This is a genomic window from uncultured Nostoc sp., from assembly GCF_964245445.1.
Classification (GTDB): Bacteria; Cyanobacteriota; Cyanobacteriia; order Cyanobacteriales; family Nostocaceae; genus Nostoc.
On the sequence record NZ_CAXTNE010000017.1, the window covers coordinates 1 to 13,967 of the forward strand.

The following is a 13,967-nucleotide window of genomic DNA, read 5'->3' on the forward strand; positions in this document are numbered from 1 at the left end:
CCTTGTTGAGAAGTAGATTACCATACTTTTTTATTAGTGGGATAGTTTCATATAATCATTTACCTCATCAAAGCTGCTGTGGATTTGCCGCGATCGCGCCAGTGTGCTGTAAGCATATTGCTTCTAGCAAATTCTGGAAATGCTGCATCATACGGGCAATAGTTGCCCCATCAAATAAATCGCTACTGTAACAGCAATAGCCCTCAAGACCTTACAGGGTTTCCCAAAAGTTTAGTTCAATGTCAAAACGCGCTGCATCAAGACCCCAAGGCATTTTCTCGACCCTTAAGCCAGGCAGATCCCAACCAGATTTAATTTTTAATTTGATACTCGACAACAATTGTGCCGCCTCCCACAATGCCATACAATGTATACATATAAATACGATAAATTGATCAAAATATAGTAGTTTAATTTATTCCGGTGACCGTCATTGGCGACAGTGGAAACAACCTCTAAATTCACCTTTGAAGAGATGGAACGTGACTGATATTGCAACTGGTACGGCGGCTAATGTTGACCCAGTGACGCTGCGGCGACGGGGAGTAGGATTAATTGCAGTCGATTACAGCCGCTCTGCGGGTGGTTATACGCTGTTTGCGCCCCAAACCGACGCAGGCAAGGTTTATCTGATTGACATTGAGGGAACCATCGTCCACACCTGGCAACTGCCCTATCGTCCGGGACGAGATGCTGTGCTTCTACCTAATGGCAATCTGGGCTACAACGGCAATCACCCCGATTCACCGAACCTCTACCCCGCTTGGGCACTCTGGCATGGAGGCGCTTTCTTTGAGGTGACACCTGATGGACAAATAGTGTGGCAATACACCGACTATTTCCATCACCACGACGCACAGTGGTTGCCCAACGGCGATCTGCTCTATGCGACAGTTGAGCCGTTGCCATTAGATTTTGCCAAACAGATTGTGGGTGGCAGTACTGCTCATGATCTGCCGGATGGGACGATTTACGCAGATGTGATCAAGCAGGTGAACCGAGCCGGTGAACTAGTCTGGCTCTGGCGCGTCTGGGAACACCTTAACCCCGCAGATTTTCCTATCTATCCGGGTTTCGACCGCTATCACTGGCCGTTGATCAATGGGCTTTGGTTGGCGCAAGGAGAGTTGGTCTTGATCAGCCTGCGAACGACATCGGGTGTGCTCGCTGTAGACAAACGCACAGGGAATATTGTCTGGCAGATTGGTCCTGACCAGGTTGCCCAACAGCATACGCCTATAGAACTGGACAATGGCAATATCTTGATTTTCGATAACGGCAATTTTCGACCTGGAATTGCGACTCCATTCTCGCGCGTCATTGAAGTGAATCCTATTACTGGGACAATTGAGTGGGAATATGCCGACGAGCTACGCACTGCATTCTTTTCGCCCTACATGGGGTCAGCCCAGCGACTGCTAAATGGTAATACGCATATTACCGAGGCGGCAACGGGTCGGCTGTTTGAGGTCACGCCGGATGGCAAAGTCGTGTGGGAATACATCATTCCTTACTTTAGGGAATATCCCGAAGCGGCAGCCCGTCTGTATGTGCCAGGTCATCACAATAGCGTGTTTCGATCGCACCGCTACGCGAAATCTCAGATCCCCTGGCTTTAACCACTCCTTGCGATCATGTCAAGCAAAGCGCAACTCTTGGCCGACACTGAACACAACCAGCAGAACAGCGATCTACCAACAGAGGATTTAAGCAATTTTCTACCCGTAGCTTGAGTGAGTCCGAAGGCAAAATTACTTTACTGGCGAACATAGACGGGAAAAAACTTTCACTGTTGGTAGAAGCGATTGCTTCAATGACAGGCAGAACAGATATTTGCTGTTGGCGCTACAACTTACTTTCTAATTATTTAATTCAGCAATTAAAACGTCCAGACGTTCAGATGTGTTTGGTCTAATTTAAATTGCCTTGTTAGCGATCGCCTGTCTGTCAAAATGCCTGGTTAACGATTGCCTGTGAAGATCAGTACAAAGGCCCTTTAGGAAAAGGTGAACCGCCAAGTTTGGAAAAAGCTTTGATGTACTGCGTGATGCTAATTGCGATCGCAGTTTTAGGCCCTGGTGCTTATTCGCTAGATGCTCTCATTTTTGGACGGTAAATCATCAATCATAAAAACTGGATCGTAACTAAGGAGATAAATATAAACTTCTCCTATAGATAGATGCTGCGTTGGATAATTACCACCTACATATATTTATAAATTGACAATTAACTGAGAAACTCAGTCTCAAAATAGATTAGTGGCTCTTGGATGAACTGAATATTTTGATCGCTGTGATCGGTGCGATCGGGGTGCAGACGCAAAGTTCTTCTAAGCTTTGTTTTATTAATAAGACTCCGGTCACTATATCTTATGTTTGAGCATAATTACTCATTATCTCATGCCAGAAACTTTCTTCGCTTACCCCTCCCCCAACCGCTATATGCGCCCCAAGTCGTCTTGAAAGCACCCTTGTTACAGTAGCTTGTCTAATGTAATGGGCAGATCGCGAATCCGTTTGCCTGTAGCGTGATAGACCGCGTTGGCGATCGCAGCTGCGGCTCCAACCGTGCCAATTTCGCCAATACCCTTGGTGCCAATCAGGTTAAGATGCAAAGCTTCTTCCTCGACAAAAAAGGCATCAATGGGGGGAATATCGGCATTCACCGGAATCAGGTACTCAGCGAGATTCGAGTTCACAACTCGTCCCGAATGCGGATCGACAATGCTCTGTTCCATCAATGCCATACCAATGCCCCAAATAATTCCGCCAATCAGCTGGCTGTGGGCAGTTTTGGGGTTAACGATCCTTCCAGCAGCAAATGCGCCGACATAACGAGTGATTCGCAGTTCGGCTAATCCTGGATGAAATTGTACTTCGGCAAAATGTGCGCCGAAGGAGTAGTGAGTAAATTTCTTGGTTTCTTCATCAGGCTGAACCTGTTCCTGTGCTGAAATCGATTCCATTTGGTGCTGCTGCAAAATCTCTACATAGGTCTGTGCCTGAGTGGGATTATCCTTGAGGTAGCAACGCCCATTATCCACCGTCACCTCAGCTTCGGTATGCCCGTAAAGAGGAGAGTTTGGATTGTTGAATGCCAGATTGAGCAGTTTGCGCTGTAGGGATGTGGTAGCAGCATATACCGCAGACCCAACGCTAGCAGTTGTCTTAGACCCGGCTGCAACAGGAGCTTCGGGCATCTGGGTATCGCCTAGCTCAAAGCGAATCGATGCCACCGATAGCCCTAAGGTATCTGCTGCAATTTGCTGCATGACCGTGTAGACACCCGTACCTGGGTCGCAGGTACTACTCTGCACTAAGACATTGCCATCAGCAAACAGTTTAGCCGAGGCAGTCGTCCCAGAAAAGCGGGCATCATAAGCCATCGTTGCCATTCCCCAACCTACGAGGCGATCGCCATTTCGCATGGAACCGAGTTGTGGGTTGCGCCGATGCCAACCGAATCGCTCTGCACCTTGCCGATAGCACTCCTTGAGCGACTTACTAGACCAAGGATCTCCCGTTTCTGGGTCAACGTCAGCGTGATTACGCAAGCGTAATTCGATAGGATCGATTTGTAAGGCGTATGCCAATTCATCCATTGCCGACTCGATCGCAAATAATCCTGGTGTTTCTCCAGGCCCACGCATAGTATAGGGGCCGCTGAGATTGCTGGGAGCGAGACGGTAAGTAGTGGTAACGTTCGGGCAAGCGTATATTTTGCGACTGGTGCGTTCGACTGGTGCAACGACCCGATTATCAAAGGTTGAAGTGCGAGCGATCGCATGGTGCGTGAGTGCTGTCAGTTGCCCTGTGGCGGTTGCACCTAACTGAATGTGGTGTTGAATGAGTGGACGGTAGCCGACACCTGCAAATTCCTGTCGGCGAGTCAGAACCAGCTTGACCGGGCGATTCACCTGACGAGCGGCGATCGCGGCAAGTACCACATGTGTCCAGGCAGGGCCTTTGTAGCCAAAGGAACCGCCAACAAACTGCTGAATCACGCGAATTTTTTCGCGCGGCATTTGCAGCCACTCAGCTATTGCATTCCGAATGCCGTAAACCCAGGTAGTCGGTTCGTATAAGGTCAGGAAATCACCTGACCAAACTGCGATCGTGCCATGAGGTTCGATGGCGTTGTGGTGCTGCATAGCGGTGGTGTAAGTCTGGTCGATCCGAACAAAGGCATCTGCCAGTCCCTTTACTGAATCACCTTGGACGATATCTGGTGGTTTTCCCCAAACGTTATCGGGTGGAAAGGCACGCTCCATCGCTTCTTGCATCGTTACCGTAGGTGGTTCTTCTTCATAACGAACCTTTACTAGTGATGCGGCATGATCAGCCTGCTCCAAAGTTTCTGCAACCACAACCCCAATGTGTTGCCCACTATAATGAATTTGGTCATCTTGAAGCGGGATATACTGCTCTCCCGCACCTCCCCCTTGACTGGCACTATCTAATGTAACTCTTGCAGGTGCAATTGGCGGCGCATTGCGGTGTGTGAGTATTGCCAGTACACCGGGAGCAACTTCGGCTGCTTTTGTATCTATCGACACAATGCGTCCGTTGGCGATCGTGCTGTTAATTAAGACTGCGTGAACCAGGTTAGGAATTGGCATTTCGGCACAGTAATGTGCGCCTCCGGTCACTTTTAGCCGTCCGTCTACGCGATCGACTGCTTTTCCAATTACCGGATTCATTGCTCACCTCCTGTAACCTTAAAAAATGCTTGTACTAGCGTGCGCCGCAGCAGTTCTACTTTAAAGTGGTTGTATTGCTGTGGTTTAGCATCATGGATTGTTGCAAGAGCGGCTGCTTCAAAAGTGGATGCATTCGCAGGTGAACCGATGAGAACTCGTTCTGCCTCGGTTGCTTTCCAGGGTTTTGTAGCAACTCCACCCAAAGCAATCCGTGCATCGGCAATTTGACCATCTTGAACGTCCAAAGCCGCAGCTACAGAAACCAGAGCGAAATCATAGGAGGCGCGATCGCGCACTTTCAGGTAATGTGACCTAGCCGCAAAGGGTAACGGCGGTAATTCAACGGCGGTAATCAGTTCTCCGGGTTCCAAGACGGTTTCGCGATCGGGAGTGTCTTCTGGCAATAGGTAAAAGTCGGCGATCGCAATCTGGCGAGTTCCATCCGTGTTCTGCGTGTGAATAATGGCATCCAGAGCAACTAATGCCACCGCCATATCAGAAGGATGGGTGGCAATACAGCAGTCGCTGGTACCGAAAATGGCGTGAATGCGATTGTAACCCGGAATGGCAGCACAGCCTGAACCAGGGATACGTTTGTTACAAGATGAAAATCCAGCATCCGTGAAGTAATAACAGCGAGTTCTTTGTAATAAGTTGCCCCCAATGGTTGCCATGTTTCGCAGTTGGGGAGATGCTCCAGATAAAAGTGCTTCAGACAACACCGGATACTGTCGCTGAATATTCTCGTCGTATGCAACATCACTATTTCGCGCCAGTGCGCCGATGCGAATTCCGCCGTTGGGTAAGCGTTCAATTTGCGATCGCGGCAAATCATTGATGTCGATCAACTGTTGCGGAGTTTCCACACCCTCCTTCATTAGATCCAGCAGATTCGTGCCACCTGCAATAAACTTTGCCTGATGATCTTGGATCGCAGTTCTCACCGCAATCGCGGCGTCTGATGCACGTAGATAGCTAAATGGTTGCATTCCCCGCCCTCACGCTTGCTGCTACAGACTGAATTGCTGCTACAATATTTGGATACGCTCCGCAGCGACAGAGATTGCCACTCATCAGTTCTCGAATGTCTGCATCCGAGTCTGCTTTGCCTTCACTCAACAACCCGATTGCCGAACAAATCTGCCCAGATGTACAATAGCCACACTGAAAAGCATCGTTTTGGATAAATGCTGCCTGCATCGGATGGAGTTCGTCTGCTTGTGCCAATCCTTCGATCGTGGTGATGGTTTTTCCCACCTGCATCACCGCTAGCGTTAAACAGGAATTAACCCGTCGTCCATCAATCAGCACCGTACAAGCACCGCACTGACCATGATCGCAGCCTTTCTTACTTCCTGTAAGTTCTAACCGTTCTCGCAATAAATCGAGTAATGTCACACGCGGTTCAATTTTGACCGTGTAAAGGCGATCGTTAATTTGGAGAGTAACTGAGACTGTTTCTGTCAGCAGGCGATCGGTTGATGGAGATAAATTTGTTGATGTCATCATCCTTACCCCTTCTGGGTTAAACACTCTTCAATCGGCCATCCAAACTGCTCCCACATAGACAGTTTGTTCCAGTCCTTGATGAACTCGGCTAATTTCCCGTTCTCTACCCTGAATGTGCCAGTGGCTGTCCACTGTGCCTTCTTTCCAGTAGGAAAAATATTCCCATGCGGCTGGCCGCTATGGCTTCCCTCAGCCGTGTACCTGAGACACACCTTGTCTTCTTTCGCAAAGAGAACATCGAAACTGACAAAGTGGAGATCGTTCACCTGCTTCATGATCTCACCATGATCCTGGGCATATTCCTCCAATGTATGGACATTAGGAAATGTAGTGGGAGCAATAAACCTGTTGTTTGATGCACACAGATGCCCTACTGCCTCGGCACTGGCACGCTTGGGATCGTATGCGATCTGCATATACTCCTTAACAAGCTCAATGTTTTTCTGCTCTTGCGGTGTATAGTTGTTTATCATCTCCCCCATGCTTACACCCTCCTCGGATTTTTAGAATTATGTAGATGTCAGGACTCATAGACTGCAACCAGCCGCGCTTGCTCAATCACATGGTCAGCGATCGCATTAAGTAGTTGCTCGCGGTTGATATTTGGTTTCAGGTCAAGCTCTGCATCTAGGGCATACAACCAGAAATAGTAATGGTGAAGCCCATGTCCCTGTGGTGGAGCCGGCCCGGTATACCCTGGCTGATTGGTACTGTTCATACCTTCAATAAATTTACTACCACCCGCCTCGGCAATCTGGTTAACCGTTGGCCCAATCCCATAGATTAGCCAGTGAGTAAACCCCTGTGGCAGGGGCGCATCTGGATCGTGGCAGATGAGTGCTAATTGCTGGGTTCCGGCTGGCAGTCCACTCCATTCCAAGGGAGGTGAGATGTTTTCACCGTCGCTGGTATACTGTTTCGGGATACGCTCACCAGAAGTGAATGCAGGGCTGGAAATCTGTAGATCCTTGATATTCAATGCCATTGTCTATTTCCTTTGGCAACAATCAGCTGCATTAAAGAATTTATCGCAGCAGCACAGGTTGAGCATTAATGCGAATGCGGAAGAGGTTATAAGGCTTCTGACGTAAATCGCGTCCCTTTTGGTAGCGTGCTTGACGCTGCAACTGGTTGGCTGTAACGTAAATGTAACCATCTGTTGCTACTGAAAGGGTATCGGGCCAAAGGAGGCGAGGATCGTGTATTACCGTTTCCCAGGCTCCATCAGGATGACGACGCAAAATTGCATTGTGTTCATAATTCGTCGCATAAATACATCCGCCTGCATCTGATTCGAGTCCATCTGCACCGCCGCCTTTATCTCCCTCATCAATTACTGTTGCGGCAACAGCACGATCGTCGATCGCTCGATCTACAAGAGCATCAACCGCAACACTGTAGAGACGACGACTAGCAAGCGGACAGTAATACAGGCGTGACCCGTCTGCACTAATGGCAATTCCATCTGACCCCATTTTGACGGGTTTGGTTGACCCATCTGGTTGACGTTCCATGAATGGGCGACCCTCAACCACAGGCAGAAAGCTCGATAGTTCTTCAGCTTTTGTGGAAGGATGATCGTGCAGTCTGCGCCAGCTTTCACCAGATGCCAAATCAACAACAATAATCCCGTTCGCGCCTTGATCCGATGAATCGGTAATGAATGCTGTACCCTGGGCACTACGCCGCAAGTCAAACCGAACATCGTTAAGGTAGGTTGTTGGCAATGCTACATCTTGGGGAAAGAGAATCGTTTTGATGACTTGATCGCTTGTTAAATCAACACAAACCAGCTTGGGGCCACCGTACTGCGTCGGTTGGAACATTGGGCTACCAGTATCGAGAATCCACAAGCGATCATGGGGGTCAACCACAACACTTTGCACAGATACAAGGGTTTGGGCCAAGTTATCTGGGTTTGTGCGATTAATTGCCTCATTGGGATAAGCCACCGCACGACCATCTCGGATTTCTGCCACCGTGAATTCAACTTCATCGCCCCATTTAGGAAAGTTGACGAAGATGCGTCCAGTATGAGATACCGTTACACCCGTTAGCATAGCACCGTCAAAGTGGGCAACAGGTTCTAGTAGTGTGCCTAATGATTCATCCGTTGGAAGCTTCTGTAACTGACTGACCATAACATTTTTCCCTGTCTGCAATTACTTGTTAGCCGATCCTGGCTCAGTGAGTTTGCGGTGCAGATCTGCATTAACGGTATCCGGCAAAACCTTGCTGATATTGCCTTGAATTTTGGTTTTTAATGAGCCTGCAACGAGGTCATCCTTGCCCGCCATCAGAGCCTCAAACCCCTGTTTAGCAACAATAGCTGGGTCGTCCTTCTTGTCTGCACCCGCCTTAGTATCATCCATTCCGGCTCGGTGGAAAAAGTTTGTATCCGTTGGCCCGGGCATGAGCGCTGTGACTGTTACATCTGTATCTTTTAATTCGTTGCGGAGTCCTTCTGCAAATGAGTGAATAAAGGCTTTCGATGCTGCATAAACCGCCTCAAATGGGCCAGGCATGAGCGCGGCAATTGACGATGTGAAGAGAATTTTGCCGTTACCTCGGTCAACCATATCCTTGACTACTCGTTTGGCGAGATGAACCGATGAAACCACGTTCAGGTTGATGAGATTCAGTTCTTCCTGTAAGTCAGTCTCAGTGAACTTGCCACCTACCCCAACTCCGGCATTAATTGCGATCGCTTCCACTGGTCTTCCAGTGGCTTGAATTTGATTAATTAGGGTTTCGACTCCATTGTATGTGGCAAGATCCGCCTGTACGGTTTCAACCTTGGCACCTAGTTCTTCAAAAGCAGCAGCCGCTTCATTGATGCTAGAGCCGGTGGCTGTGACAACCAGATCAAAGCCATTTTGAGCAAACTGTTTGGCGAGTTCATAGCCAATACCACTAGAGGCACCTGTTATAACGGCCAGGGGACGGGTTAAGGTCTGATTCATAATTGTCAAAACTCCTATGTAAGTTCTTAATGCTTACAATGGCTTACTCTAAAAGGTCTGAGCCGATTACAAGCTTTTAACTCTTACCATCCTACGGAAGCAGTTGTGCGATCGCGTCTTCCTAGTGAAAGATAACAACTGTGTATTTGAGAATCATTAATAGAACATCTACCTCTCAAGTTCAATGGCTCTTAACTGAGAAAACCGAATCTAGCAGGTTAATAGTAATTGAAGTACCAGGTTGTAAATCCATCACATCACCCCGACAAACAATTTGGACGGATGATGAGTTAATTGGCGATGCTATTACATTTAGATTACTATCGATGACTTCAATTTCTAAATCGTTCCCTTGATGCTGAAGGCTAACGCGAAATCGGTTTAGTGAAGTTGGAAGGCATGGATCGAGGCAAATGTTACCGCCGTAAGCGTGTAACCCAAGGTAATGGTGCTGAAGGAGATGGAGTGTGCCTGCCATTGCTCCCAGGTGGATGCCATTTTTTGTCTCTTCACTACTTGCCCCCGATAAATCGGCAAACAGTGTTTCCATGAATAGCTGCCAAGATTTTTCGCAATCCGCTATAGCAACTGCTCCAGCATACACAAGTCGGGAGAGGCTGGACTCATGCACCGTATGCTGGAGATGATGAGCGATCGTCCTCTGCATTTGTGTTCGATTAAAGGAATAACCATTACGCTCTAGTAATTTTGTCAATTCTGCCTCAGACAGTAAAAAGAACAGCATCGCGGTGTCTGCTTGCTTGCTAACCTGATAGCGATTGACATCATCCCCTTTTGCCTCCAGGATTAAATTAACCTGCTGATTATAGAATGGCTTCACATCAAATTCTTGCAAACGATCAAATCCTTCGTACTGGCTTAAAATACCGTCGTCATCAAAAACTACGTGCATCTTTCGGCTCACAGTATCCCAATGGTTGATTTCTTCTTGGCTGAGGTTGAGGCGAGTATAAAATTCACGACAACACGAAGGTGGCAATAGATTGAGGACTTCCTGCGTTTGACAGAGCGTCCAGACTGCCATGACGTTTGTGTAGGTATTGTTGTTGATGCCGGGAGTTTCGGCATCTAGATAAGCGGTATGATATTCATCAGGCCCCATTACCCTGCAAATTTCGTAGCGATCAAGGTCAGGATTATAGGTTGCAATACTCGCCCAAAAGCGGGTAATCTCAACCATCATCTCTGCTCCGTAGTCCATTAGGAAGGCAAGATCGTTCGTCAGGTTGTAGTAGCGCCACAGATTACAGGCAATGATGGCGTTAATGTGATGCTGCAAGTTTGTGCGATCGCGCATCCAATGCCCTGAAAGCAGGCTGAACTGAAAACTGGGTGTTTCTTCACGTCCGGTACTGGCACTGCGCCAAGGGAACATTGCACCTTTGTAGCCGTGTTGACGAGCGAGAATTTTTGCTGCACTGAGGCGACGGTAACGATATAGCAGCATTGATCGCGCAATTTCTGGAAAGCGACAGGCAAGAAACGGTAGCACAAAGGTTTCATCCCAGAAAATGTGTCCGCGATAATCCTCTCCGTGCCACCCTCGTGCCGGGACTCCCACATCTAAATCTGCTGTATGAGGCGAAACTGTTTGCAGGATATGAAAGATATGCAACCGTAACGCCCGTAAATTTTCCACTGGCTCAAGCTCAATATCACAGCGCATCCAGAGCCGTTCCCAAGCACATTGATGAGCAGTTAGCAATTTGGCAAAGCTGGGAGCATCCTGGATTGCCTGCCTTGCTGCTTCAGCACTTTCGCTGATCGCGTGGTCACGGGAGGTATAGAGGGCAGCAATTTTCTCAATTTGGATTGCTGCACCCCGATCAATCTGAAGCCGCAACTGTTCCCCAATATGTGCAGTTTCGTGATCGACAGTTCGGGACAAGTTTACTTCATGACTATCCACAAAAACACGGGTACGCGATGCTATAGTTATCTCGATTCGAGACTGCTTGGTTCGCACCATTAACCAGATACCCTCTGGTTGCATAGTTCCAGTTGTTAATGGCTCCAGATGTTGCTGATTGTAAGGTTCGTAGCGTTTGACATTGTTGTTCGTCACCCGTCCGTCGATCGCTGAACAAATTTCCAGTTCACCTGACCAGTTTTCGGCAGTTAGCTGAAGTTGCAATCCAGCAAGGTGGGGTTGAGCCATGCTGACAAACCGTTGCTCGTGCAGTTTCGTTTGTCGTCCCTGCAAATCGCAAAATTGTATCTCACGATGCAAAACTCCGCCTTTGAGATCCAGCGTTTGGCGGTAAGTTAGAATTTCAACTGCATCAATAGAAAACCAGTTTCCGCCATCAATGCGAAATGTTAGCGGCAGCCAGTTGGGTAGATTGACAAGGGATTCATCCTCGGACGCTTCACCTTCAATACAAGTAACTAAACGATTATAAAGACCTGCTCGGTAGGTTCCAGGGTAGTGGATCTCGTCGGCTGTTGCCTCGATCGCCGCTGCGCGAGTGACAAAATAGCCGTTGCCCAGCGCACAAAGTGCTTCTCGATGCCCTTCATCCTTTGGATCGTACCTGTCAAAAACAAGACTCCAAGCATCTTTGGAGTCGGGAGTGTTGTTATGAGAGAACATAAGCTTGGGGTGTGAGTCGTTGAAACATGGTATCAATTTCCGATCGCGTTGGATAGGCTGGTTGAGAACCATACCGGGTTACTGTAACGTGGGAAGCCGCCGTTGCGAAACAGGCAGCATCCTGAAGCGATCGCTTTTCCAATATTGCTACAGCCAGTGCGCCTGCAAACGCATCCCCCGCCCCTGTTGCATCGACAACATCCACGGGAACGGGGGGAATATGCAGCGTTTGCTCATGGTTAATCAGCACGCAGCCTCCGTCTTTCAGCTTCACACAAGCATTCTTGACTCCTCGATCTAAAAAATGATGTGCGGCTTGAATCGCACAATCCACCGAATTAATCTTGATTCCACTTAACTTCTCTGCTTCTCCTGCATCTGGAACCAAATAAGTCACCTGTGAGAACAAATTTTGCTCCACACGATCGGCTGGAGATGGGTCGAGAATTACCGGAAAATCTCGCTCACAAGCAGCATTCATCGCAACTTCAACAATGAATGGCGCAATCTCGTAATCGACAACCAGCACCGAACCAGAAGGCGCGTTAGCGATCGCATCTCGGACAGTGACAATATCCTCCTTTGTCCAGATGTTATTTGCGTTTCCAGCCAAAATAATTCCCTTTTTGCCATCGGGGGGCACGGTAATCATGGAAACACCCGTCGGTTCGCCCTTGATCGCACTTACATATTTCAGGTCTACCTCAATCTCCCGGAGGGGTTTGAGCGCCTGTTCTGCCAGCGTATCGGCACCGACATGAGCAATAAGCATAGCAGGAAGACCCAGTTTGCGAGCGAGATAGGCAACATTGGCTGCCTTACCTCCACTCAGTTGAAGAAAATCACTGGCAAGAAGCGTTTCACTTAGGTCTGGACGGCGATCAACTCGTACCTGAAAATCTGCATTAACGCTACCGAGAGATATTATGCTTCCCTGACTCATGATGTCTTGTGTTTTTAGATTCGATAGGAGATTGTCAGCCGCCAGACTGCGAAGACAATCTCACTACTTGCATTAAAGCCTTTTGTATCAATACAAGCATCTAGCTTAAGTTAACTCCCAAGCACCCGCGATCGCAATTACTCGATACATTCAGCCAGTTGGAAGTACAAACAGGTGCTTTGATGGCTTTTGACAAGCTGCGATCGGATGGATGGAGACATCATTGCCATGACTAATTGAATATTTAAGCGTTAAAGAGCAGGTTCACAAGAACATCTCTTCAATAGTGTGCTTATGGTCTATTGGGTAAATTGAATGTCTGCTTTAAAATTTCAGGTTGACAGCGACACCTAGAAGACAAAGACAGATCCACCCGTAGATAAAAACAACGGGAACGAGTTTAGCAAACTTAAGGCTTTCTCTTTTTATTATGTCCGTTGTCTGTTCAACTTCTCTGTGAGAGCTAGACCTTACCTTTTCGTATGCCCTTTTTATCTTAAAATCCTTTAAATCTTCGTTTTGCAGCACTTCATACTCCTTAACTCCCCATTTATTGATAATGGCGATCGCTCCATCAATAGAAGGCTTTATAAGTATGGAGGTAATAATGCCAAGTGTAGGAAGTATGAAACCGATGCCTAACCTAAAATAGATATTTGAATTACTCATCCCTGACGAAAAGGCAATGATTAGAAACGATTGACAGGTTACATACCAACTCACTCGCTGTCCTAGTAGGCTAAACTCGTGTCTAGTCTCTGCGCGGTAATACTTTAGTTTCGTCAAGTTATCCATTGTGACTTTGATTACCTATCCGACACAAAATTAAGACGCTTTACTTAGTACTTCAATAAGAGTGATAGATAAAGCACGAAATTGCCCCAACAACTAAAAGCTAAATGAAACAATGTATATTTAGCAAGAGTTTTGTATCGAAGTCTCATTAAGCATTAATTCTAGATAAGTTTGCCTTCTTAGGAATTTTTAATTCCTTAAAATACATTTGTATTCGGAAACACACAACAATAATAATTTACAACTAATCTCATTCTGTAGTTAGAGGTTGGGTAAAAGGATACATAGTTAATTGTTAAGTAGTAAAAATAAAGAATCAAACAACACGCATAAGAAGCATTACAGCGTGCCGCACAGCCAGCAGAACTCGCACCGATATACGTGCTAATTGCTTCCTCTGAGGCCAGTTATATTTCGGGCGCGGTCATTCCCGTGACTGGCGGT

The 13,967-nt window shown here is 47.5% G+C and carries 11 protein-coding genes; 2 read left to right on the plus strand and 9 right to left on the minus strand.

Going from position 1 to position 13,967, the window contains the following annotated elements; translation table 11 throughout:
• The coding region (locus ACFE90_RS04845) for a hypothetical protein (protein ID WP_375498253.1) at positions 1-191 on the plus strand (191 nt) is incomplete at its 5' end.
• A 291-nt stretch (positions 192-482) separates the two neighbouring features.
• The gene (locus ACFE90_RS04850; RefSeq protein WP_375498255.1) at positions 483-1,619 is read left to right on the plus strand and encodes an aryl-sulfate sulfotransferase; all 1,137 of its coding nucleotides are present in this window, start codon (positions 483-485) and stop codon (positions 1,617-1,619) included.
• Between the two features lie 854 nt (positions 1,620-2,473).
• Here ACFE90_RS04850 and ACFE90_RS04855 read toward each other — a convergent pair.
• From ACFE90_RS04855 to ACFE90_RS04895, 9 genes are all read right to left on the minus strand, one after another.
• Entirely contained in the window at positions 2,474-4,699 is a 2,226-nt protein-coding gene (locus tag ACFE90_RS04855; protein WP_375498257.1) for a xanthine dehydrogenase family protein molybdopterin-binding subunit, read from the minus strand.
• A complete protein-coding gene (locus ACFE90_RS04860) occupies positions 4,696-5,688 on the minus strand; it encodes an FAD binding domain-containing protein (RefSeq protein WP_375498259.1) in 993 nt (330 codons plus the stop codon). The genes ACFE90_RS04855 and ACFE90_RS04860 overlap by 4 nt, the downstream gene beginning before the upstream one ends.
• A complete protein-coding gene (locus ACFE90_RS04865) occupies positions 5,675-6,205 on the minus strand; it encodes a (2Fe-2S)-binding protein (protein ID WP_375498333.1) in 531 nt (176 codons plus the stop codon). The genes ACFE90_RS04860 and ACFE90_RS04865 overlap by 14 nt, the downstream gene beginning before the upstream one ends.
• A gap of 5 nt (positions 6,206-6,210) precedes the next feature.
• On the minus strand, positions 6,211-6,690 hold the full coding sequence (locus tag ACFE90_RS04870; RefSeq protein ID WP_375498261.1) for an ester cyclase: 480 nt from the start codon (positions 6,688-6,690) through the stop codon (positions 6,211-6,213).
• A 38-nt stretch (positions 6,691-6,728) separates the two neighbouring features.
• The gene (locus ACFE90_RS04875) at positions 6,729-7,193 is read right to left on the minus strand and encodes a YbhB/YbcL family Raf kinase inhibitor-like protein (protein WP_375498263.1); all 465 of its coding nucleotides are present in this window, start codon (positions 7,191-7,193) and stop codon (positions 6,729-6,731) included.
• Positions 7,194-7,233: 40 nt separating this feature from the next.
• Positions 7,234-8,349, minus strand: a complete 1,116-nt coding sequence (locus tag ACFE90_RS04880) for an L-dopachrome tautomerase-related protein (protein WP_375498265.1) — start codon at positions 8,347-8,349, stop codon at positions 7,234-7,236.
• 21 nt (positions 8,350-8,370) lie between these two features.
• Positions 8,371-9,171: an SDR family NAD(P)-dependent oxidoreductase gene (locus ACFE90_RS04885; RefSeq protein ID WP_375498267.1), complete on the minus strand. Its 801-nt coding sequence runs from the start codon at positions 9,169-9,171 to the stop codon at positions 8,371-8,373.
• Between the two features lie 181 nt (positions 9,172-9,352).
• Positions 9,353-11,857: a glycoside hydrolase family 65 protein gene (locus tag ACFE90_RS04890; RefSeq protein ID WP_375498269.1), complete on the minus strand. Its 2,505-nt coding sequence runs from the start codon at positions 11,855-11,857 to the stop codon at positions 9,353-9,355.
• Positions 11,772-12,728, minus strand: a complete 957-nt coding sequence (locus ACFE90_RS04895; RefSeq protein ID WP_375498271.1) for a ribokinase — start codon at positions 12,726-12,728, stop codon at positions 11,772-11,774. The genes ACFE90_RS04890 and ACFE90_RS04895 overlap by 86 nt, the downstream gene beginning before the upstream one ends.
• Positions 12,729-13,967: the final 1,239 nt, after the last annotated feature.